The organism is Arthrobacter antioxidans (assembly GCF_023100725.1).
GTDB lineage: Bacteria > Actinomycetota > Actinomycetes > Actinomycetales > Micrococcaceae > Arthrobacter_D > Arthrobacter_D antioxidans.
The window spans coordinates 2,204,104-2,224,728 of the sequence record NZ_CP095501.1; the positions used below are offsets into that span (position 1 = coordinate 2,204,104).

17 protein-coding genes and 1 riboswitch are annotated in these 20,625 nt (G+C 71.5%); of the genes, 7 read left to right on the forward strand and 10 right to left on the reverse strand.

Annotation, left to right across the window (positions count from 1 at the left end):
• Nucleotides 1–190 precede the first annotated feature (190 nt).
• The 3 genes from MWM45_RS10175 to ftsY all read right to left on the reverse strand — a co-directional run bounded on the left by MWM45_RS10175 (nucleotide 191) and on the right by ftsY (nucleotide 3,259).
• Nucleotides 191–529, reverse strand: a complete 339-nt coding sequence (locus MWM45_RS10175; protein WP_043445797.1) for a P-II family nitrogen regulator — start codon at nucleotides 527–529, stop codon at nucleotides 191–193.
• Entirely contained in the window at nucleotides 526–1,866 is a 1,341-nt protein-coding gene (locus MWM45_RS10180) for an ammonium transporter (protein ID WP_247826343.1), read from the reverse strand. The genes MWM45_RS10175 and MWM45_RS10180 overlap by 4 nt, the downstream gene beginning before the upstream one ends.
• 202 nt (nucleotides 1,867–2,068) lie before the next feature.
• Complete coding sequence (ftsY, locus tag MWM45_RS10185; RefSeq protein ID WP_247826344.1) at nucleotides 2,069–3,259, reverse strand: signal recognition particle-docking protein FtsY; 1,191 nt, start codon at nucleotides 3,257–3,259, stop codon at nucleotides 2,069–2,071.
• A 76-nt stretch (nucleotides 3,260–3,335) separates the two neighbouring features.
• Between ftsY and MWM45_RS10190 the strand changes: the two genes are divergently transcribed.
• Entirely contained in the window at nucleotides 3,336–4,745 is a 1,410-nt protein-coding gene (locus MWM45_RS10190; RefSeq protein WP_247826345.1) for an MFS transporter, read from the forward strand.
• Here MWM45_RS10190 and smc read toward each other — a convergent pair.
• Nucleotides 4,742–8,347 carry a chromosome segregation protein SMC gene (smc, locus tag MWM45_RS10195; protein ID WP_247826346.1) on the reverse strand — a complete coding sequence of 1,202 codons (3,606 nt, stop codon included), beginning with the start codon at nucleotides 8,345–8,347 and terminating at the stop codon, nucleotides 4,742–4,744. The two genes, MWM45_RS10190 and smc, sit on opposite strands and share 4 nt — an antisense overlap.
• 232 nt (nucleotides 8,348–8,579) lie before the next feature.
• Between smc and MWM45_RS10200 the strand changes: the two genes are divergently transcribed.
• The 3 genes from MWM45_RS10200 to MWM45_RS10210 are packed head-to-tail and all read left to right on the forward strand — an operon-like array spanning nucleotide 8,580 to nucleotide 13,200.
• Complete coding sequence (locus MWM45_RS10200) at nucleotides 8,580–9,605, forward strand: 3-oxoacyl-ACP synthase III (protein WP_247826347.1); 1,026 nt, start codon at nucleotides 8,580–8,582, stop codon at nucleotides 9,603–9,605.
• A complete protein-coding gene (locus MWM45_RS10205) occupies nucleotides 9,599–12,238 on the forward strand; it encodes an alpha/beta fold hydrolase (RefSeq protein ID WP_247826348.1) in 2,640 nt (879 codons plus the stop codon). The genes MWM45_RS10200 and MWM45_RS10205 overlap by 7 nt, the downstream gene beginning before the upstream one ends.
• Complete coding sequence (locus MWM45_RS10210) at nucleotides 12,235–13,200, forward strand: NAD-dependent epimerase/dehydratase family protein (protein ID WP_247826349.1); 966 nt, start codon at nucleotides 12,235–12,237, stop codon at nucleotides 13,198–13,200. The genes MWM45_RS10205 and MWM45_RS10210 overlap by 4 nt, the downstream gene beginning before the upstream one ends.
• A gap of 256 nt (nucleotides 13,201–13,456) precedes the next feature.
• On the opposite strand, the gene MWM45_RS10215 is transcribed toward MWM45_RS10210, so the two are convergent.
• The 5 genes from MWM45_RS10215 to MWM45_RS10235 form a co-directional block, all read right to left on the reverse strand.
• Nucleotides 13,457–14,311: a C40 family peptidase gene (locus tag MWM45_RS10215; RefSeq protein ID WP_247826350.1), complete on the reverse strand. Its 855-nt coding sequence runs from the start codon at nucleotides 14,309–14,311 to the stop codon at nucleotides 13,457–13,459.
• A 3-nt stretch (nucleotides 14,312–14,314) separates the two neighbouring features.
• Nucleotides 14,315–14,522: riboswitch (cyclic di-AMP (ydaO/yuaA leader) on the reverse strand.
• Between the two features lie 109 nt (nucleotides 14,523–14,631).
• Nucleotides 14,632–15,594, reverse strand: a complete 963-nt coding sequence (gene mutM, locus MWM45_RS10220) for a bifunctional DNA-formamidopyrimidine glycosylase/DNA-(apurinic or apyrimidinic site) lyase (protein ID WP_247826351.1) — start codon at nucleotides 15,592–15,594, stop codon at nucleotides 14,632–14,634.
• Complete coding sequence (gene rnc / locus MWM45_RS10225; protein ID WP_247826352.1) at nucleotides 15,595–16,347, reverse strand: ribonuclease III; 753 nt, start codon at nucleotides 16,345–16,347, stop codon at nucleotides 15,595–15,597.
• A 72-nt stretch (nucleotides 16,348–16,419) separates the two neighbouring features.
• Nucleotides 16,420–16,623: a 50S ribosomal protein L32 gene (gene rpmF / locus MWM45_RS10230; RefSeq protein ID WP_043445822.1), complete on the reverse strand. Its 204-nt coding sequence runs from the start codon at nucleotides 16,621–16,623 to the stop codon at nucleotides 16,420–16,422.
• Nucleotides 16,624–16,625: 2 nt separating this feature from the next.
• The gene (locus MWM45_RS10235) at nucleotides 16,626–17,192 is read right to left on the reverse strand and encodes a YceD family protein (RefSeq protein ID WP_247826353.1); all 567 of its coding nucleotides are present in this window, start codon (nucleotides 17,190–17,192) and stop codon (nucleotides 16,626–16,628) included.
• A 114-nt stretch (nucleotides 17,193–17,306) separates the two neighbouring features.
• Here MWM45_RS10235 and MWM45_RS10240 point away from each other — a divergent pair, with 114 nt between their 5' ends.
• Nucleotides 17,307–17,894, forward strand: a complete 588-nt coding sequence (locus MWM45_RS10240) for a YdcF family protein (RefSeq protein WP_247826354.1) — start codon at nucleotides 17,307–17,309, stop codon at nucleotides 17,892–17,894.
• Between the two features lie 27 nt (nucleotides 17,895–17,921).
• On the opposite strand, the gene coaD is transcribed toward MWM45_RS10240, so the two are convergent.
• A complete protein-coding gene (gene coaD, locus MWM45_RS10245) occupies nucleotides 17,922–18,395 on the reverse strand; it encodes a pantetheine-phosphate adenylyltransferase (protein WP_043445827.1) in 474 nt (157 codons plus the stop codon).
• Nucleotides 18,396–18,473: 78 nt separating this feature from the next.
• Here coaD and MWM45_RS10250 point away from each other — a divergent pair, with 78 nt between their 5' ends.
• Nucleotides 18,474–19,706 (forward strand): aminotransferase class I/II-fold pyridoxal phosphate-dependent enzyme, encoded by a 1,233-nt coding sequence (locus MWM45_RS10250; protein WP_247826355.1) that lies wholly within the window; start codon nucleotides 18,474–18,476, stop codon nucleotides 19,704–19,706.
• The gene (locus MWM45_RS10255; protein WP_247826356.1) at nucleotides 19,703–20,548 is read left to right on the forward strand and encodes a spermidine synthase; all 846 of its coding nucleotides are present in this window, start codon (nucleotides 19,703–19,705) and stop codon (nucleotides 20,546–20,548) included. The genes MWM45_RS10250 and MWM45_RS10255 overlap by 4 nt, the downstream gene beginning before the upstream one ends.
• Nucleotides 20,549–20,625: the final 77 nt, after the last annotated feature.

Sequence of the window (20,625 nt, forward strand, 5' to 3'; positions counted from 1 at the left end):
GTCACGCTCCTGAGGTTCCACCTCCCTGGTTGATCAATGTATCCGTTGATCAACCAGGAGGTTGTTCAAGGGTATGCCCGTTGCTCGGGGACGGCAAGGGTTGCTTCCAGGGCAAGCAGAACGCCCGGCCGGGGTGGCCCGGCCGGGCGTTCTGTGCTGTGCCTGTGCTCCTCGTGCGGTGGAGCCTCCCCTAGAGGGCGGCTTCGCCCCGTTCGCCGGTGCGGACGCGGACGGCCTCCTCGACAGGGATGACCCACACCTTGCCGTCCCCGGCGCGACCGGTGTTGGCGGTGGAGACCAGGACGTCGACGATGTCGGTCACCCACGCGTCCGCGACGAGGACCTCGACGCGCGCCTTCTGGAGGAGGTCCACGGTGTACTCGGCGCCGCGGTAGACCTCGGTGTGGCCGCGCTGGCGGCCGTAACCACTCGCCTGGCTCACCGTGAGGCCCTGCACGCCGTAGTTCTCCAGGGCCCCCCGGACACCGTCGAGCTTGTCGGGCCGGACGATTGCTGTGACCAGTTTCATGAACGAGCGCCTTCCGTGACGTCCTGCTGTGAGGAGTTCTGCTTGGTGCTGTGCTTGCCGCCCTGCTGGGTGACCATCTGATCGGCGAACGGGTGGAAGGATCCACCGACGCCGAGCCCGCCGAATTCGTAGGCGGTCTCCGCGTGCTCGGTGAGGTCCACGCCGGACACCTCGTCGTCCGAGCTGATCCGGAAGCCGATGGTCTTGTGGATGGCGAGGCCGATGATGGCGGTCATGATTGCCGAGAGGGCGATCGCGATGGCTGCGGCGACGATCTGCGCGACCAGCTGGCCGGCGCCGCCACCGTAGAAGAGGCCGCCACCCTCACCCTCGACGGGCAGCATGATGAACCCGAGGGACAGGGTGCCCACGATCCCGGCGACGAGGTGGACGGCGACGACGTCGAGCGAGTCGTCGAAGCCGAGCCGGTACTTGACGCCGACGGCGAGGGCGCAGACCGCACCGGAGACGATGCCCAGGCAGATGGCGCCGACGGGGCTGACGTTCGCGCAGGCCGGGGTGATGGCCACCAGGCCGGCCACGATGCCCGACGCTGCGCCGAGCGAGGTGGGACGGCCGTCGCGGATGCGCTCGGTCATGAGCCAGCCCACCATCGCGGCCGCGGGGGCGGCCATGGTGTTGACCCAGATCAGGCCCGCTTCCTCGGCCGAACCGGCGGCGCCGCCGTTGAAGCCGAACCAGCCGAACCACAGGAGTGCGGCGCCGAGCATCACGAACGGGATGTTGTGCGGGCGCTGCGCCGGGTCCTTGCCGAATCCCTGGCGCTTGCCGAGGATCAGGGCGAGCACGAGGGCCGCGACGCCGGCGCTGATGTGCACCACGGTGCCGCCCGCGAAGTCGACGGCCTCGCCGACCGCGCCGCCCACGGCGCCGTCGGCACTCAGGAGGCCCCCGCCCCAGACCATGAACGCGAGGGGGCAGTAGACGAGGGTCACCCAGATGGGGACGAAGATCACCCAGGCACCGAACTTGGCGCGGTCGGCGATGGCACCGCTGATCAGGGCCACGGTGATGATGGCGAATGTTGCGCCGTACCCGGCGCCGATGAGGTCCTCGGTGCCGATGAGCCCGCTCATGCCGAACGAGGTGAAGGGGTTGCCGAAGAGCTGGGCGATGCCGTCGCCGCCGGTCATCGAGTAGCCCCAGAGGACCCACACGATCCCCACGAGTCCGACGGCGATGAAGCTCATCATCATCATGTTGAGGGCGGCCTTGGCGCGGGTCATGCCGCCGTAGAAGAAGGCGAGCCCGGGGGTCATGAGAAGTACGAGGGCGGCTGAGATCATCACCCAGACGTGGCCTGCTGTCAGATCCATCAAACACGATCCTTCCAAAGGGGCGGGGACTTCCCGCTCCTCCAGAATGCGATGGTCGTGTTTCGGTCCCGGGGGCATCGCGTTGCACGCAGGTTACAGGCTGAGCGCGGGAGTAAAGACCCCGTGTCGATCGTGTTTCCTGCAGGTTTCCCGGCTCGCCGGGCCTTGACGCGGGGCGGGGTGCGCCCCGCTCCGGCCGGCCCTAGCTGAGCAGCGCGTCGACGAAGCCCTCGGCGTCGAACGGGGCGAGATCGTCCGCGCCCTCGCCCAGCCCGATGAGCTTCACGGGCACGCCGAGGCTGCGCTGGATGGCGACGACGATGCCGCCCTTGGCGGTCCCGTCCAGCTTGGTGAGGACGATGCCGGTGATGTTCACGACCTCGGCGAACACGCGCGCCTGGTTGAGGCCGTTCTGGCCCGTGGTCGCGTCCAGGACGAGGAGGACCTCGTCCACGGTGCCCTGCTTCTCGATGACGCGCTTGACCTTGCCGAGCTCGTCCATGAGGCCCACCTTGTTCTGCAGGCGCCCGGCGGTGTCGATGAGGACGACGTCGACCTCTTCCTCGATGCCGGTCTTGACCGCCTCGAAGGCGACGGACGCGGGGTCGGCGCCGTCGACGTCGGACTTGACCGTCGGCACGCCGACACGCGCCCCCCAGGTGGCGAGCTGCTCGGCGGCGGCGGCGCGGAACGTGTCCGCGGCGCCGAGGAGCACGTCCTTGTCGTCGGCGACGAGCACGCGGGCCAGCTTGCCGACCGTGGTGGTCTTGCCCACCCCGTTGACGCCGACCACCATGACGATCGCCGGACGGTCCGCGTGCCGCTGGGTGGCCAGGGACCGGTCCATCGTGGGATCGACGAGCTTCACGAGTTCCTCGCGGAGCATGTCCTTGACCTCGGCCGGGTTGCGGCTACCGGTCACCTTGACGCGTGCGCGCAGCGCATCGACGAGTTCCATGGTGGGCTCGGTGCCGAGGTCCGCCATGAGGAGGGTCTCCTCCACCTCGTCCCAGACGTCCTCGTCGATGTTGTCCCGGGACAGGAGGGCGAGGAGGCCCTTGCCGAGGGCGTTGTTGGACCGCACCAGGCGGGCGCGCAGCCGGGCGAGCCGCCCCTGCACGGGGTCGACGGTGTCCAGGCGCGGGGCGGGCGCCTCTTCCAGCCCGCTGAGGTCGTTCGGGACGAGCACGCCCGTCGGGAGTCCGTCGGGCCGCTCCAGGACGTCCGTGGACGTGGCGCCGTGCGTCCCGCCCTCCACCTGGTCGTCGGGGTCCCGGGGCGAGGAGTACAGGCCCGGAGGGGTCCGTCTGCCACGCACGAGGAGGACGGCGAGCGAGCCGATCACGGCGATCGCGAGGATGACGAAGATGACAGGCAGGAGGATGTCGTTCACCGATCCACCTTCTCATATGGGTCCTGCACGCACGGATTGACCCCCGACGCCGGGGCGGTGACAGAATGCGAGGACCATGGCCGCATTCCCCCGCGTACCCAAGCGCTCCCCCTTCCGCATCCCCCGTCCCGGACGACGGACCGGGGACGGTGCCACACCCGCCGGGGAGCGGCAGCGGATCCCGCGGGAGATCAGGGTCCTCATCGCGGCCGCGTTCGTCATCGCCATCGGATTCGGCCTCGTGGCGCCGATCCTGCCGCAGTTCGCGCAGAGCTTCGACGTCGGTGTCACCGCATCGGCGGTGATCGTGAGCGCCTTCGCGTTCACGCGCCTCGTCTTCGCGCCCGCGGGAGGCCGCCTCGTGGAGCGGCTCGGCGAACGGCCCGTGTATATCGTCGGGCTGCTCATCGTGGCGCTGTCCACCGCTGCCTGCGCCTTCGCGGCGGACTACTGGCAGCTCCTCGTCTTCCGCGCCCTCGGCGGGATCGGTTCGACGATGTTCACGGTCTCCGCGATGGGCCTGATCGTGCGGCTCGCCCCGCCGGCCATCCGCGGGCGGGTCTCCGGCGCCTACGCCACGGCGTTCCTGCTCGGGAGCATCGGCGGCCCGATCGTGGGCGGCCTGCTGGCCCGGTTCGGCCTGCGGGTGCCGTTCCTCGTCTACGCGGCGGCCCTGCTGGTCGCCTCCGCCGTCGTCTTCTTCCAGCTGAAGGACACCTCGCTCTCGGACCGCAAGGCGGCGCGCGACAAGCCGGCCCTCACGGTGCGCGAGGCGGTCACGGATTCCGGGTACCGGGCGGCGCTGGCGTCCAGCTTCGCGAACGGCTGGTCCTCCTTCGGCGTCCGGATGGCGCTGGTGCCGCTCTTCGCGGACGCGGTCCTCGGAGCGGGTACGGAGATCGCCGGCATCTCCCTGGCCTTCTTCGCGGCGGGAACAGCGCTCGCCCTCACGATGTCGGGCGGGCTCGCCGACTCGCTGGGCCGGCGGCCGCTCGTGATCACGGGCCTCCTCGTGAACGGGGCGGCGATGATCGCGCTCGGTTTCTCCGGCAACGTGGTGGTGTTCCTGGCCCTGTGCGTCGTCGCGGGCATCGGCACGGGCCTCCTGAATCCCGCGCAGCAGGCGGCGGTGGCCGACGTCGTCGGCAACGACCGCAGCGGCGGCAGGGTCCTCGCGACCTTCCAGATGAGCTCGGACTTCGGCGCGATCCTCGGCCCGATCCTCGCCGGACTCATCATCGACCAGCTCTCCTTCGGCTCCTTCGCCCTCGCCTTCACCGTGACCGGCGTCCTGACCGCCCTCGCGGCCGGTGTCTGGGCGCTGTCCCGGGAGACGCTGCCCCGGGCGGAGCGCACCCTGCCGCCCACCGATGCCTCCGAAAGCGATGTCGGCGATGACAGATCTGACGGTGACGACGGCGATGCCGGATCGCAGCGCCGCAGCGCCCGCCCGTCCGCGGAGGAGCAGGGGACCCCGGGGTCCTAGCCGAGGGCGTCCTGTCTCTCGGCACTGATGCGCTGGCTGATGACCGTGGACACGCCGTCGCCGCGCATCGTCACGCCGTAGAGGGCGTCGGCGACCTCCATGGTGCGTTTCTGGTGCGTGATGATGATCAGCTGGCTGGATTCCCGCAGTTCCTGGAAGATCGTGATCAGCCGCCCGAGGTTCGTGTCGTCGAGGGCGGCCTCCACCTCGTCCATGACGTAGAACGGCGAGGGCCGAGCCTTGAAGATCGCGACGAGCAGCGCGACGGCCGTCAGCGACCGTTCGCCGCCCGAGAGCAGTGACAGCCGCTTGATCTTCTTCCCGGCGGGCCGGGCCTCGACCTCGATGCCGGTGGCGAGCATGTCCGTCGGGTCCGTGAGCACCAGCCGGCCCTCACCGCCCGGGAAGAGGGTCGCGAAGACACGCTCGAACTGGTCGGCGGTGTCCCGGTACGCGGCCGCGAAGACCTGCTCCACGCGCTCGTCGACCTCCCGGATGATGTCCAGCAGGTCCTTCCGGGTCGCCTTGAGGTCGGCGAGCTGGGTGCTCAGGAACTGGTGCCGTTCCTCGAGCGCCGCGAACTCCTCGAGGGCGAGGGGGTTCACCTTGCCGAGCGCGGCGAGGTCCCGTTCGGCCCGCTTCAGCCTCTTCTCCTGCTCCTGGCGCACGAACGGGACGCCCTGCGGCACGGGGTTGCCGTCGTCGTCGACCGGCGCGCGCAGCGCCGCCCACTTGTCCTCCGTCGCCGCGTCGCCGGGCACGGGCAGGTGCGGACCGAACTCGTCCACGAGGTGGTCCGGGGTGAGGCCGAGCTCCTCGATGGAGCGGTTCTCGAGCACCTCGATCCTCAGGCGCTGCTGGGTACGGGCGAGTTCGTCCCGGTGCACGGAGTCCGTGAGCCGTGCCAGTTCGACGCCGAGGGCCGCGTTGGAGGCCCGCACCTCCTGCAGCTCGGCATCCTGCTGCCCGCGCAGCCGCTCGGCGGCGTCGCGCTGGTCCGCCGCGACGGCCACGGACTGCGCGGCCCGCTGCTCCGCCCGACGCGCCGCCGCGGCGACCTCCGCCGCCCTGACGGCCTGGGCCCGGCGGATCCTCGCCTTCTCCGCCGCCTGCTCGCGGGCGCGGCGTTCGGACTGCGCCGCGCGTTCCAGGGACGCGGCCCGGTTCGCGAGCGCGGAAAGCTGCTCCTCACGGCCGCGCAGCGCGAGGCGTGCCTCCAGTTCGGCCTGACGGGCATCCACCGCGGCGCGCCGCAGGGCGTCGCGGTGCTCGCTCGAGGGCTCGGCCTCCACGGGCTGCTCCTGGAGGTTCTTCAGCCGCCCGGCGGCGTCCTGCAAACGGGCCTCCTCCTGCGCGAGATTGGCCTCGGCCGCCCGCGCGAGCACGGCAAGCCGCTCGGCTTCCCCTCCCGCGGACCGCAGCTCGCCCTGCAGCCGGCCGAGCTTCTCGGTGACCGCGGCCATCCGCGCATCGGATTCGTGCAGGCGCTCGAGCGCGCCGTCGACGCGCTGCTGCGCCTCCTGCCGGGCGGATCGCGCTGCGGCCAGGCGGAACCGGAGACGGTCCGCGGCGGCACCGGCCTGCGCCAGCTTCTCCTCCGTGTCCTCGGCGGCGGCCCGCAGTTCGAGGTACCCCGCCGCACCGGGTGAACCGCCGCGGGCCGTGTGGCGGGACAGGACGTCGCCGTCGCGCGTGACCGCCAAGGATGCGGTGCCCTCCTCGACGGCGCGGCGCGCCGCCTCGAGGTCCGCGACCACCACGACGCCGTCCAGCAGCGCGGCCACGGCAGGCTGCAGCGCGGGCGGGGCCGTCACGACGGCGAGCGCGGGAACGACGGCGTCGGAAGGCTCCGGCGCCGCGTCCGCCGTCTCCGGCCGGCTGGTCGCCCCCGGTCCGGAGGCGACGACGAGCGAGACCTGGCCGGCGTCGTCGTCCTTCATGACCCCGACCGCGTGCGCCGCCGCCGCGATGCTCTCGACGGCGACGGCGTCGGCGGAACCGGCGAGCGCCGCGACGACCGCCTTCTCGAAGCCCGGGCTCACGTGCAGGAGCCGGGCGAGCGGTTCCAGCACGCCGTCGAGCCCCGCGGCGAGGAGGGCCGCGGAACCGTCGCGCTGCTGCAGGCCCTCGCGCTGCGCCTCGAGCCGCGCGGCCAGGGCGCCGCGCTCGCGCTCCGTGGCACGCTCCTCCTCCACGAGTGCTGCCACGTCCCCCGTGAGGGAGCGGAGGATGTCCGACGCCGCCTCGTACTCCGCGTCGAGGCCCTCCTCGCCCTCCTCGTCCCCCGCGACCCGGCCCTCGAGTGCCTGGAACTCGCGCTCGGCGGTCCGCCGTCGTTCCTCGGCCGCGGTGATGGACGCGCGCAGGCGCCCGAGCTCGGCCACCGCGGACTCGACGCGCGAGCGTGCCGCGCCCACGGCGCCGGTGAGCCGCGCGTCTCCCTCGCGCCGGTCCGCGGCGGCCCGCAGGAGGCGTGCGAGCCTCGCGTCCTCGGCGGCCGAGGCCTCTTCCGCGGTCCGCCGGGCTGTCAGGGTCTCCTCGAGGGCGCGGCCGAGGGACGCCACCTCCTCCTCGAGGCCGGCGACCTCCGCCCGCACGCGCCCGGCCTGCCGGTCGAGGTGGTCGGGATCGCGGCCCTGGTCCGGTTCCGTCGCCTGCCCGAGGAGGTGTCCGCGGTCCTCGGCGCGCGTGGCGAGGGCGGAGAGCTTCTCCCGGGCGCTCGAGAGCGCGTACCAGGCCTCGCGTGTCCGGTTGAGCGCGGGCACGGCTGCGGCGGCGGCCTGCTCGAGGTCCGCCTGCCGCTCCTGGCCGGCGCCGAGCAGCGTCCCGATCTCGTCGCGGCGGGCCTGCAGGGCGGCCTCGGCCGCGACGTCCCGCTCGAACCCTGCGCGCAGGGCCACGAGCTCGTCGGCGAGCAGGCGCGACCTCGCATCACGTACCGCGAACTGCACCTGCTGGGCGCGCCGGGCGACCTCCGCCTGCTTCCCGAGCGGGGTGAGCTGCCGGCGCAGCTCCCCCGTGAGGTCGGACAGCCGTGCGAGGTTCGTCTGCATCGCGTCGAGCTTCCGGACGGTCTTCTCGCGCCGGCGGCGGTGCTTGAGGATCCCGGCGGCCTCCTCGATGAAGCCGCGCCGTTCCTCGGGTGTGGCATGCAGCACCTTGTCCAGCTGCCCCTGGCCCACGATGACGTGCATCTCGCGGCCCAGCCCGGAGTCGGAGAGGAGTTCCTGGATGTCGAGGAGCCGGCAGCTCTTGCCGTTGATGGCGTACTCGGAGCCGCCGGCCCGGAAGAGCGTGCGGGCGATGGTCACCTCGGCGTACTCGATGGGCAGGGCGCCGTCGGCGTTGTCGATGGTGAGGGAGACGTGGGCCCGCCCGAGCGGCGCACGGCCGGTCGTCCCGGCGAAGATGACGTCCTCCATCCGGCCGCCGCGGAGCGTCTTGGCCCCCTGCTCGCCCATGACCCAGGCCAGCGCGTCGACGACGTTCGACTTGCCGGACCCGTTGGGGCCGACGACGGCGGTGACACCCGGCTCGAAGTCGAAGGTGGTTGCCGAGGCGAAAGACTTGAACCCTCGCACGGTTAGACTCTTCAGATGCACGGTGGCAGGCTCTCCAGATGGGGTAGGACCTCCCTAATCTACCGGAGGACACCGACGGTACCGGGCAGCGGGTCGCCAGGACGGTGGTCCCGGACGTTTCCGGAGTGACCGCCACTGCATTACCAAGTAGGCTTACGAAAGTTTCAGCAGTATCCAGAAGGCGTCCAGGCCGATCCACCCGTGGGTCCTTCCCGGCCACAGACCGGCGCTATCAGTTGACGAGGCAGGAAATTTGACCGGTAACGCGACCTTCCGACATGACAACACGGCCTTGCTCGCCGTCACGAGTGTGGAGGCGCCGGTAGTCGTCAGTTCCGCAGAGTTCGACGAACGGCTTGCTCCCAGCCTGAAGAGGCTGCGCCTCTCCAAGCGGCTCCTCGAGCGCGTGGCGGGCGTGACCGAACGCCGCTGGTGGTCGCCGGGCACCGACTTCGACGACGCCGCCATCGAGGCCGGCGCCAAGGCGATGGCTGAGGCGGGCATCGAGCCGGGCGAGGTGGGCCTCCTCATCAACACCTCGGTGACGCGGCGCAACCTCGAGCCGTCCGTCGCCGTGAAGATCCACCACTCCCTCGGCCTCCCCTCCTCGGCCCTGAACTTCGACCTGGCGAACGCCTGCCTCGGGTTCGTCAACGGCATGACCCTCGCCGCGAACATGATCGATTCGGGGCAGATCAAGTACGCCCTGATCGTCGCGGGCGAGGACGCCCAGAAGACCCAGGAAGCCACGTTCCGGCGGCTCAACCGGGAGGACTCGACGCGCCAGGACTTCCTCAGCGAGTTCGCGACCCTCACCCTCGGGTCCGGGGCGGCCGCCGCCGTCCTCGGCCCTGCGGATCTGCACCCGGGTTCGCACCGCCTCCTCGGCGGTGTCTCCCGCGCCGGAACCGAGCACCACGAACTCTGCGTCGGCGGGATCGACGGCATGTACACCGACACCAAGGGCCTGCTGGAAGGCGGCCTGGACCTCGTGGTCACCGCGTGGCACGAGGCGCAGGCGGACGGCTGGGCCTGGGACTCCATGGACCGCTACGTCACCCACCAGGTCTCCAACTCCTACACCAACGCGATCATCAAGGCCGTGGACCTCGAGCGCGAGCGGGTCCCCATCACCTTCCCGCACTGGGGCAACGTGGGTCCGGCGTCCCTGCCCATGACCCTCGCCCAGGAAGCCGACTCCCTGCGGTCCGGGGACCGCGTCCTGTGCCTCGGCGTCGGGTCCGGACTGAACACATCGATGATGGAGATTGCGTGGTAGCACTCCCCGGCGTCGACCCCTCCTGGTCGACGTACCTCGACGTGCCCTCCACCAGCGCGGCGGACCGCCCCGGCACCAGCCATCGCTGGCACTACCTCGACAACGGCGCCGACCTCGAGGACGGCGCTGTCCGGGGGACGCTGCTCTGCGTGCACGGCAACCCCACCTGGTCCTACCTCTGGCGGACCTACCTGGCCGCCGGCCGGGCCGCGGGCTGGCGCGTCATCGCCGTGGACCAGCTCGACATGGGCTACTCCGAGCGGACAGGCGTGTTCCGGCGGCTGGCCGACCGCATCACCGATCTCGAGGACTTCGTCGCCGCCGTCGGGCCGACCGGCCCCGTGGTCACCGTGGGGCACGACTGGGGCGGCGTCGTCAGCCTCGGCTACGCCCACCGGAACCGGGAGGACCTGGCCGGTGTCATCCTCACCAACACCGCCATCCACCAGGACCCGGACCGTCGTATTCCCGCGCCGCTCCGGCTCGCCCTCGCCCCGGGCGTCCACGGCCTCGGCACCCGGACCACCAGCGCGTTCCTCGACGTGACCCTGGCCCTCGCCCGGCCCGCCCTGTCCCCGGATGTGCGCCGTGCCTTCAGGGACCCGTACCGCACCGCCGCCGACCGGCAGGGCATCGCGCACTTCGTCTCGGACATCCCCGCGGATCCCTCGCACCCCAGCTACGAGGCCCTGACCGCGACGGCCGAGGGGATCAGGAGCCTCGAGGTCCCCGTGCTCATGATGTGGGGACCGCACGACCCGATCTTCTCGGACCCCTACCTGGAGGACCTCGCCCGGCGTCTCCCCCACGCGGACATCCACCGCTTCGAACGTGCGAGCCACCTCGTGCAGGAGGACGCCGACACGGCGTCGACGGCCATGCAGTGGCTGGCCGAACGGTCGGTGGGACACCCCGCACCCTCCAGCGACGTCCCGTCCCGCGAGGAAGGCGCCTCTGCTGGCGGGGCCCCGTACGTCCCGCTCGGCCAACGGCTCACCGACCTCGCCGCCGGACCGGACGCCGCACGGACCGCCGTCGCGCAGATGCAGCCCGCCGGCCCGCCGCGGACCCTGTCCTGGCGGGACCTCGCCGACGACGTCTCCGCCGTCGCCGCCGGCCTGACCGCGCTCGGTTACGGTCCCGGCAGCCGGGTCAGCCTCCTCGTCCCGCCCGGCGTGGACCTGACCGTGCTCATCTACGCCTGCCTGCGCATCGGCGCCGTGATCGTCGTCGCGGACGCCGGCCTCGGCGCGCGTGGCCTCAGCCGCGCCGTGAAGGGGTCCGCGCCCGACGTCGTCATCGGCATCGAGCGCGCCCTCGTCGCGGCCCGCGCCTTCGGGTGGCCCGGACGCCGGATCAGCGCCTCTCCCCTGCCCGCGGCCACGCGCCGGGCGCTGCGCGTGGAGGCCTCGCTCAACGACCTGCGCGCCGCACGGCCCGCGGCGTCCGTCGTGGAGGCGCCGCCCGCCGATGCCGACGCCGCCATCCTCTTCACCTCCGGCTCCACGGGACCGGCGAAGGGCGTCGTCTACACGCACCGGCAGCTCTCCGCCATGCGGGACGCCGTCGCGGCGACCCTGGGACTCGGCGAGGGGGCCTCGCTCGTCGCGGGCTTCGCCCCGTTCGCGCTGCTCGGACCGGCCCTCGGAGCGACGTCGGTCACGCCGGCCATGGATGTCACAGCCCCGCGGACGCTGACCGCGCAGGCACTGGCCGACGCCGCGGACGCGATCGACGCGACGGTCGTCTTCGCGTCACCGGCAGCCCTGCGCAACGTGCTCGCTACCGCCGGTGCGCTCACCGACGCGGGCAGGACGGCCCTCGGCCGGATCTCACTGCTGCTCTCGGCCGGGGCGCCGATCCCCGTCCCGCTCCTCGAAGCGGTACAGGACCTCGTGCCGTCCGCCACCCTGCACACGCCCTACGGCATGACGGAGTCCCTCCTCGTCGCGGACATCGACCTCGCGGGCATCCGACGCGCCGCGACTGCCGCGCGGGACGGTCTCGACGGCGCCGGCGGCGGGGTGTGCGTCGGCCTCCCGGTGCACGGCGCCCGCGTCGCCGTCAGCCCGCTCGACGCCGACGGCGCCGCGACGCGCGAGGCGACCACGGCGCCGGGGCGGACCGGCGAGATCCTCGTGGACGCCCTCCATGTCAAGGACCGCTACTTCCGGCTGTGGAGGACGCAGCACGAGTCCACCCAGACTCCCCCGTGGCACCGCACCGGCGACGTCGGCCATTTCGACGCCGACGGGCGCCTCTGGGTCGAGGGCCGGCTCGGCCACATCATCACGGCGGCCTCCGGCGTCCTGACGCCCGTCGCCCTCGAGCAGTCCCTGGAGACGATCGACGGCGTCCGGCTGGCGGCCCTCGTGGGCGTGGGCCCCGCGGGCACGCAGGCCGTGGTCGCGGTCCTCGAGACGGACGCCGCGGGGCGGCGCCCTGCCCTGGCCGATGCTCCGGTCGCGGAGGCGGCACGCTCCGCCGCGCTGGGGCACGGTGTCGACCTCGCCGCGGTCGTCGCCGTCCCCGCGCTCCCGGTGGACATCCGGCACAACGCCAAGATCGACCGCACGCGCATCGCGCAGTGGTGCGGCCGGTTCCTCTCCGGTGCCCGCGCGGGGTCCCTGTGACCGTCCTCGTCACCGGTGCCAGCGGGATGCTGGGGCGCACCGTCGCCGAGCACCTCGTCGCCGCCGGGGAGGACGTCCGGTGCCTGCAGCGGCGCCCCTCCGGGGTATCCGGTGCGCAGGACGTCCTCGGATCGATCACGGATGCCGCGGCCGTCGCCGCCGCGGTGCAGGACTGCCGCGCCGTGATCCACCTCGCGGCGAAGGTCTCCTTCACCGGGGTGCCCGCCGAGTTCGAGCGCACCAACGTGGACGGGACGCGGATCCTGCTGGACGCCGCCCGCGCGGCCGGGGTCACCGACGTCGTCCATGTGTCCTCGCCGTCCGTCGCGCACGACGGCTCGTCGCTGGTCGGGGCTCCCTCCGGTCCGGCGGACCCGGCACACGCCCGCGGCGACTACGCCCGTACCAAGGCCGCGGCCGAGGTGCTCGCCCTGGCCCGTTCGACGCCGTCGTTCCGCGTCGCCGCGATCCGGCCGCACATCGTGTGGGGTCCCGGCGACACCCAGCTGGTGGAACGCGTGATCGAGCGCGCCCGTCACGGTCGTCTTCCCCTGCTCGACGGCGGGACCGCCCTGATCGATACCACCTACGTGGACAATGCGGCGTCGGCCATCGTCGCGTGCCTGCGGCGGATGGACGCGGCACAGGGCCAGGCGCTGGTCGTCACCAACGGCGAGCCCCGCCCGATCGCCGAGCTGCTCGGCGGGATCTGCCGTGCCGGCGGGGTGGAGCCGCCCGCCCGGTCCGTGCCGGGAGTGCTTGCCCGCGGTGCCGGTTCCCTGATCGAGCGGGCCTGGCTCCGGCTCGGCAGGACGGACGAACCCCCCATGACCCGCTTCCTGGCGGAGCAGCTGTCGACCGCGCACTGGTTCGACCAGCGGCACACGCGCAGCGTGCTCGACTGGAGCCCGTCCGTGAGCATCGACGAAGGGCTCGAGCGCCTGGCGGCGTACTACCGCTGAGGCTCCGGCTTCCCTCGTTTTCTCGTGCGCCCGATGGTGCGCGCACACCCATACGCGTCAGGCACACCTATCTGCCCTGATTGCGCAGCTGTGGTGGGTCCTGCCGTCGACAACCCGCCACACGTGCACAACGAGCATGCTCCGGGCGCCGTCGACGCCTCCGGCTTGCCGTGGAACGCGGAAGGACGGGATGCGTGATGCATCCCGTCCTTCTGACCGTCCGACTGGTGTCGCCGACCATGGGCCGGCGGCTCAGTTAGCGGGTGTAGTAACCATCCACCGACATGGCGTTGACCGAGTGGACGAGGGTACCCTGCGAGGAGTTCAGGGCGCTGACCATCTGGCCGTCGCCGAGGTAGATCCCCACGTGGCTGCCGCCGTTCTGGCTCACCAGGTCACCCGGCTGGGGGTTGCTGGTGGGCGTCATGGCAGCGAACTGGGCCCAGGTGGTGCGGGGCAGGTCGATGCCGTTCTGGGCGTAGGCCCACTGCACGAAGGCCGAGCAGTCCCAGGCACCGAAGGCGGTTCCGCCGTACACGTAGCCCGATCCAACGCCCTGCATCGCCGTTCCGACGACGCCGCCGCCGGCCACCGGAGTGATCGACGCGGCGGACTGGAGGCTGACACCGGGGGTGGCTGCCGGAGCGGGGGCTGCGGCAGGCGCAGCGGGTGCTGCGGCCGGAGCGGGTGCTGCGGCGGGCAGTGCGACGATCGACGCCGACTGCGCGGAGTACTGCGCAGGAGCAGCCGAACCGCCGAGGGAGATCGACTGGCCGGGGTAGATGACCGAGGCGCTGCCGAGCCCGTTGGCTGCGAACAGCACGTCGACGCTCAGACCGTGCATCGCGGCGATGGAGCCGAGCGTGTCGCCGGCCTGGACGGTGTGGGTGCCCGCGGCAGCAGTGGAGACTGCTGCCGGCTGGGTGGCGACCTCGCCTGCGGCGTTCGCCGGGAGCGATGCGCCGAACATGATTCCGGAAGCAACGGCGACGACGGCGGCAGGCTTGCCGGCGACGGAGGCGCTTGCGGAGACGGCGCGTGATGCCGTGATGAAGGGGTTGATGCGCGTGGGGACGGCCCGGTGGCGCGCGTTATGGCTCTGCTTGGACATGTTGATGCCTTTCCCAATGCCTGCGAAGTTAGCTGTCGGGTTCGGATGGGACATCCGGACGCGCTTTCTGCAAACCACCGTCCCCAGTGCTGGTTTGCGCGTGTCTTTACCCCTAGGACCCGTGATCGAGTCCGCTAGTGGTTCCCCCGCCCCTGTCGAATGTGTAGTACGAACGGTCCGTCCTCATCGACAGGGTTAGGCAGTGTGAGGATGGGCGCCCATCCGTTGTGGATCGGACGCGAGACCAACCGTACCGGCTGCCGACGCCGGTTGTCACATTTAGATCACGAGGGGAAAATCACCTTTTTTTCCCTAACGTCTCAGAACCGTGCATTCCGTGGTCTGGGCTGGCAGTGCGGGCACAGGTAGGAGGACCTGTTCATGAAGGATTCGCGGCGCAACAGCGTGGTCCTGCCCTCGGAGGCGCACCGTCGGCAGGGCCGGCCCTCCCGCCCGTAGGCCTCCAGATCGCGGGCGAAATAGCCCGACGCACCGTTCACGTTGACGTACAGGGAGTCGAAGCTGGTGCCGCCGGCCGCCAGCGCCCGGTGCATCACCGAGGTGACGGCGTCGAGGATGCGCTGCGTGTCGGGTCGTCGCAGGGTGTCCGTGGGCCGCGCATAGTGGAATCTGGCCGCCCAGAGCGCCTCGTCGGCATAGATGTTGCCGATCCCCGAGACGAGCCCCTGGTCGAGGAGCGCGCGTTTGAGGCCCGTCCTGCGGCCGCGGAGACGCTCGTGGAAGGAGGCTGCGGAGAATCCGGGGTCGAGGGGATCGCGCGCGATGTGCGCCGCCTGGTGGGGTACGAGCGGGAGGTCGGAGATGCCGAGCCCGCCGGGCAGTCCGTCCGGCGTCGGCTCCAGGTCGGCCACGAACATGCCGCCGAAGATCCGCTGGTCGACGAATCGCAGCTCACCCGGCAGGGCGGCGCCCTCGTCGTCGACCGCCGGGGAGAGCGCGAGGCGGACCTTCAGGTGCTTCTCCAGGGGCGCGTCGGGGTCCTCGACCAGGAGCTGTCCGCTCATCCCGAGGTGTGCCATGAGGGCTACGTGGGGGCGACCACCGGGCCGGCCTGCGTCCTCGAGCGTCATCCAGAGGAACTTCCCCCGGCGCACCACGTCGCGCACACGGGCCCCCGCGAGGTTGCCGACGAAGTCCTCGACGCCGTCGACGTGCCGCCGGAGCGACCGGGGATCCAGGACCTCCACGGAGTCGATGACGCGTCCCGCCACCCAGCGCGCGAGGCCGCGACGGACGACCTCGACCTCGGGGAGTTCAGGCACTCAGGGTCCGTCGGGTGACGCGGGGGTGCCGGTGCTGTCGGCGTCGGCGGGACCGCCCGGCAGCAGTGGGTCCAGCGGCACCGCGAGGGTCTTCCACGAGGCGGCCGCAGCCGCCTGCTCGGCTTCCTTCTTCGAATTGCCGCACCCGGAGCCGTACTCCGTGCCACCGATCAGCAGGCGTGCCGTGAACGTCCGGGCGTGGTCCGGGCCCGTCCCGTCGACCCGGTAGTCGATGGTGCCGAGCCGCCGGGCAGCCGCCGTTTCCTGGATGCGGGTCTTCCAGTCGGTCCCCTCGCCGAGCACCGCCGCATCGAGCAGCAGCGGCCCGATCAGCCGCATGACCATGGCGCGCGCCGTCTCGATGCCGTGGCTGAGGTAGGCGGCCCCGATGACGGCCTCCATGGTGTCCGCCAGGATCGAGGCCTTGTCGCGTCCGTTCGTCAGCTTCTCCCCCTGGCCCAGCAGCACGTAGCTGCCGAGGTCCAGGGTGCGGGCCACCCCGGCCAGCGCCCTGGTGCTGACGACGGCGGAGCGCCTCTTGGCGAGGTCGCCCTCGGACAGATCCGGGTGGTCCCGGTACAGGGCATCGGTGACCGCCAGCCCGAGCACCGAGTCGCCGAGGAACTCCAGGCGCTCGTTCGTCGGGATCCCGCCCTTCTCATAGGCGTAGGAGCGGTGCGTCAGGGCAAGACGAAGCGTCCCGGTGTCGATATCGACACCGAGACGCTTCGTGAGGTCTTCCGTATTCTTCACAACTGCATCAGCTGATCCAGCAGCGGACGGCCACCGGCAGGCGCAAGGCCGGCCGGGAGCGCGGGTCCGTTGTTAGACGTCGGCTACCTTGCGGCCCTTGTATTCAAGGAACAGCGGGGTGCCGGCGGAATCGGTGACAACCTTGGCCTGGTGGGCGAGGCTGTAGGTGACGCGGCCGTTCTCGAGGGTCTTGACCAGCTTGGGGGCGGTTGCCTTCCACTGGGACCGGCGTGCGCGGGTATTCGCGCGGGACATTTTCCGTTTCGGGACAGCCACGGCTAACTCTCTTCCTTCTCGTCTGACTCTGACTTGGGTGCCGCGTCCTGCTCGGCGGCGGTGCCCGTCAGCCCGGCAAGGGCTGACCAGCGAGGATCCAAAACTTCATGGTGGTGGTCAGGATCATCGTTGAGCTGCGCTCCGCATTCGGAGCACAGGCCCTGACAATCCTCCCGGCACACCGGCTGGAATGGCAGCGACGTAACCACTGCATCCCTCAACACGGGTTCCAGATCGACCGAATCGTTCTCCACCCTGTGCTGTTCTTCTTCCTCTTCCACCGACAGCGACGCTGAGTCGCTGTAGAAGAAGAGCTCCTGGATCTCCACGTCGCGGTCGAACCGCAGTGGTTCCAGGCACCGGCCGCACTCGCCGGTTACTTCGACGTTCGCCGTTCCCGATACCAGGATCCCCTCGTGCACCGATTCGAAGCGCAGGTCCAGCTCCATTTCGGAACCCTCCTGCACGCCGATCAGGGCGACGCCGAAATCCTTGGGTACCGGCGCATGTTCTTCGATTGTCCGCATGCTTCCCGGACTGCGTCCGAGATCCTTGACACTGAAAGTCAAAGGCGAACTGAGATCGCTTTTAATGGTGACTCCTGTAGAACATATGACCGACGTACCATCCTATCCTGATCAGGCGGGCAGGCCCAAAACGGGCGCGGCGTCTAGGCTCGGACCGTGACGTCCGATCCCCCGCCCCCCGCACCGCGTCGACGTCTCCTGCGGGTCCTGCGCACGGTGGGCGTGCTGCTGGCTGCAGTCCTGACGGCCTGGCTGGTCCTCGCCTGGACGCTGTTTTACGATCCCCCGCTCCGCCCGGCGGGCAGGGCCGACGCCGTCGTCGTCCTCGCCGGGGCGGCAGCGGAACGCCTGCCGCTCGGCCGGGAACTGATCGACGACGGCGTCGCGGACGAACTGGTCCTCTCCTCCACCGGGCTGCCGGGCAATGCGGCGACCGACGCCGTCTGCGCCGAGGAGAACCCCGATATCACCTGCTTCGTCCCCGATCCGCTGACCACGCGGGGGGAGGCGCGCGCGGTGGCCGCGCTGGCGCGGGACAACGGCTGGGACGAGATCGTCGTCGTCACCTCCACCTACCACGTGACCCGGGCGTCGACGAACCTGGCGCAGTGCTCCGAGGCGGACATCACCATGGCCGGGTCGCGGCCCGGGCTCGGAGCGTCCGGATGGCTCGGGCGGTTCGTCGAGGAGAGCACGGCCCTCGTGGCATCGTTCGTGCGACCGGCCTGCGCACGCCCCGTCTGAGACTTGCGGTCCGACGGAGCAGGCGGATCAGGCGGACTTCCGCAGGCGCTTGTTGACCGCGTCCGGCACGAAGGGCGTGACGTCGCCGCCGAGGGACGCCACCTCCTTCAGGAGGGTCGAGGAGACGTGCGCGAACTCGGTGTCCGTGGGCAGGAACACGGTGTCGATGTCGGCCAGGTGGCGGTTCATGGTGGCCATGGGGAGCTCGTAGTCGAAGTCGAGGCCGGACCGCAGCCCTTTCACGAGGGCGCTCGCGCCGTGCTCCCGGCAGAAGTCCGCGAGGAGGCCCTCCCCCATCGGGACCACCGTCACCCCGGGAAGGTACGCGAGGCTCTCCGCGCAGAACGCCATGCGCTCCTCGAGGTCGAAGCGGTACGTCTTCGCGTAGTTCGTCGAGACCGCGACGATCACCTCGTCGAAGAGCCGCGCGGCGCGGCTGATGACCTCGAGGTGGCCATTGTGGAGGGGGTCGAAGGATCCGGGGCAGACGGCGCGGCTCATCCCCCCACGGTACCCAGTCCCGCCGGCCCGTGACGGACCGGTCGGGCCCCCGGCGGTGGGAGCGGCAATACTGGTGGGATGACGACAGACGCTCAGACTCCTGCCCGGGCTACCGGCGAGGCGCCGTGGATGCGGGCGGCGCGCGGCGCGAACCTGCTCGGCGACGACGGCCGGCTCGGCATCACCATCTTCGAGGAGGTCACGGCCCTCGCGCAGCAGCACACAGCGGTCAACCTCGGCCAGGGTTTCCCCGACGAGGACGGGCCGCGGGAGATCCTGGATGCGGCACGGGCGGCCATCGCGGACGGGGCGAACCAGTACGCGCCCGGCCAGGGGCTCGCGGTGCTGCGCCATGCGATCGCCGCGCACCAGGCGCGTTTCTACGGCCTCACGGTGGACCCGCAGACCGAGGTGATCGTCAGCACGGGCGCCACCGAGTCGATCGCCGCCGCGATCCTCGCATTCGCCGGACCGGGGGACGAGGTGCTGACCTTCGAACCGTTCTACGACTCCTACGGCGCCGTAATCGGTCTCTCCGGCGCGACGCACACCACGGCCCCGCTGCGCGCGCCGGACTTCCAGCCCGACGCCGCGAGCCTCGAGGCCGCGTTCAGCGAGCGCACGAGGATCGTCGTCGTCAACAACCCGCACAACCCGACGGGCAGTGTCTTCACGCGCCCGACCCTCGAGCTGATCGTGCGGCTGGCGGAGCGCTACGACGCGATCATCGTGACGGACGAGGTGTACGAGCACCTCACGTTCGGCGCGGAGTTCGTGCCGATCGCGTCCCTGCCCGGGGCGACCGGGCGCACCCTGAGCATCTCCTCCGCCGGCAAGACGTTCTCCGTGACGGGCTGGAAGATCGGGTGGCTCAGCGGTCCGGCCGAGCTCGTCGCCCAGGTGCGCACCGTCAAGACCTTCCTCACCTATACCTCGGGCACACCGTTCCAGGGCGCTGTCGCCCAGGGCCTGGCGCTGCCCGACGAGTTCTTCGCCTCGATCGCGGGCACCCTGCGGAAGAAGCGCGACCTGCTGGGCGAGGGCCTCCGCGCGGCCGGCTTCGACGTCTTCGAGCCGGAGGGCACCTTCTTCACCATGGTGGACGCCGCACCGCTCGGCATCGAGGACGCCACGGACCTCGCCCGGCGCCTGCCGGCCCTGATCGGCGTCGCGGCGATCCCCGTGGCGATGTTCTGCCATGCCGAGGGCGCCGAGCGGACCCGCTCCCTGCTGCGCTTCGCGTTCTGCAAGAAGTTCGACGTGATCGAGGAGGGCGCACGGCGCCTGGCGACCCTGCGGGACCGGTTGTGAGCAGCGGGCCGGCGGGGCAGACGGAGGGGCTCGCGGACGGGCACGCGGAGGGGGACGGGGAGTTCGAGGTCCCCACCCGCTGGCTCCCCGGGACCGGCGCGTATGCGGAGATCGACGAGGACGCCTTCATCGAGGGCGCCCTGATCCTGAGCATCGGCGGCGCCCAGCAGTCCCACGTGGACATGCTGCATCCCGGCCGGGTCTTCTACGAATACCTGCAGCGCATCGCGAACGTCATCGACCTGGCGGCACCCGCGGGTACTCCCCTGCGGGTGCTGCACCTCGGCGCCGGGGCCCTGACCCTGGTCCGCTACGTCCAGGCCACGCGGCCCGGCTCCCGGCAGGTCGCCGTGGACCTGGAGTCCGAGCTGATCGACTTCGTCCTCGACGCCATGCCGCTGCCGGAGGGCACGTCCTGCGAGATCATCGCCGGGGACGCCGCGGATGCCGTGCTCGAACAGCCGGACGCTGCCTTCGACGTCGTCGTGCTGGACATCTTCGCGGGAGCGGACGCGCCCGCCCACCTGACCGGCCCGGATTTCGCGGCGCATCTGCTGCGGGTGTGCGCGGAGGACGGCGTGGTGCTGGTGAACGTCGGCGACGACCCCCCGCTCGCCTTCGCCCGCGCGCAGAGCCGGCAGCTCTCCTCGCTCGCACCGGCCACCGCCGTCCTGACCGAGGCGGCCATGGTGGGCGGCGGGCAGGCGGGGAACGTCATCGTCGCCGCCCGCCGCGCGGCGTGGCCGGCCGGCTGGACCCGGGCGCTGCTCGCCGCCGGACCGCACCCCGCGGCCGTCCTGACGGGGCCGGACCTCGCGCGCTTCGAGCAGCCTCCCGCGTAGATGGACACACGACGGCGCGGGGCTGTCAAGCGGAATTCCGCGCTGGCACCATCCCGATACCCGCTCTAGCCTGAGGG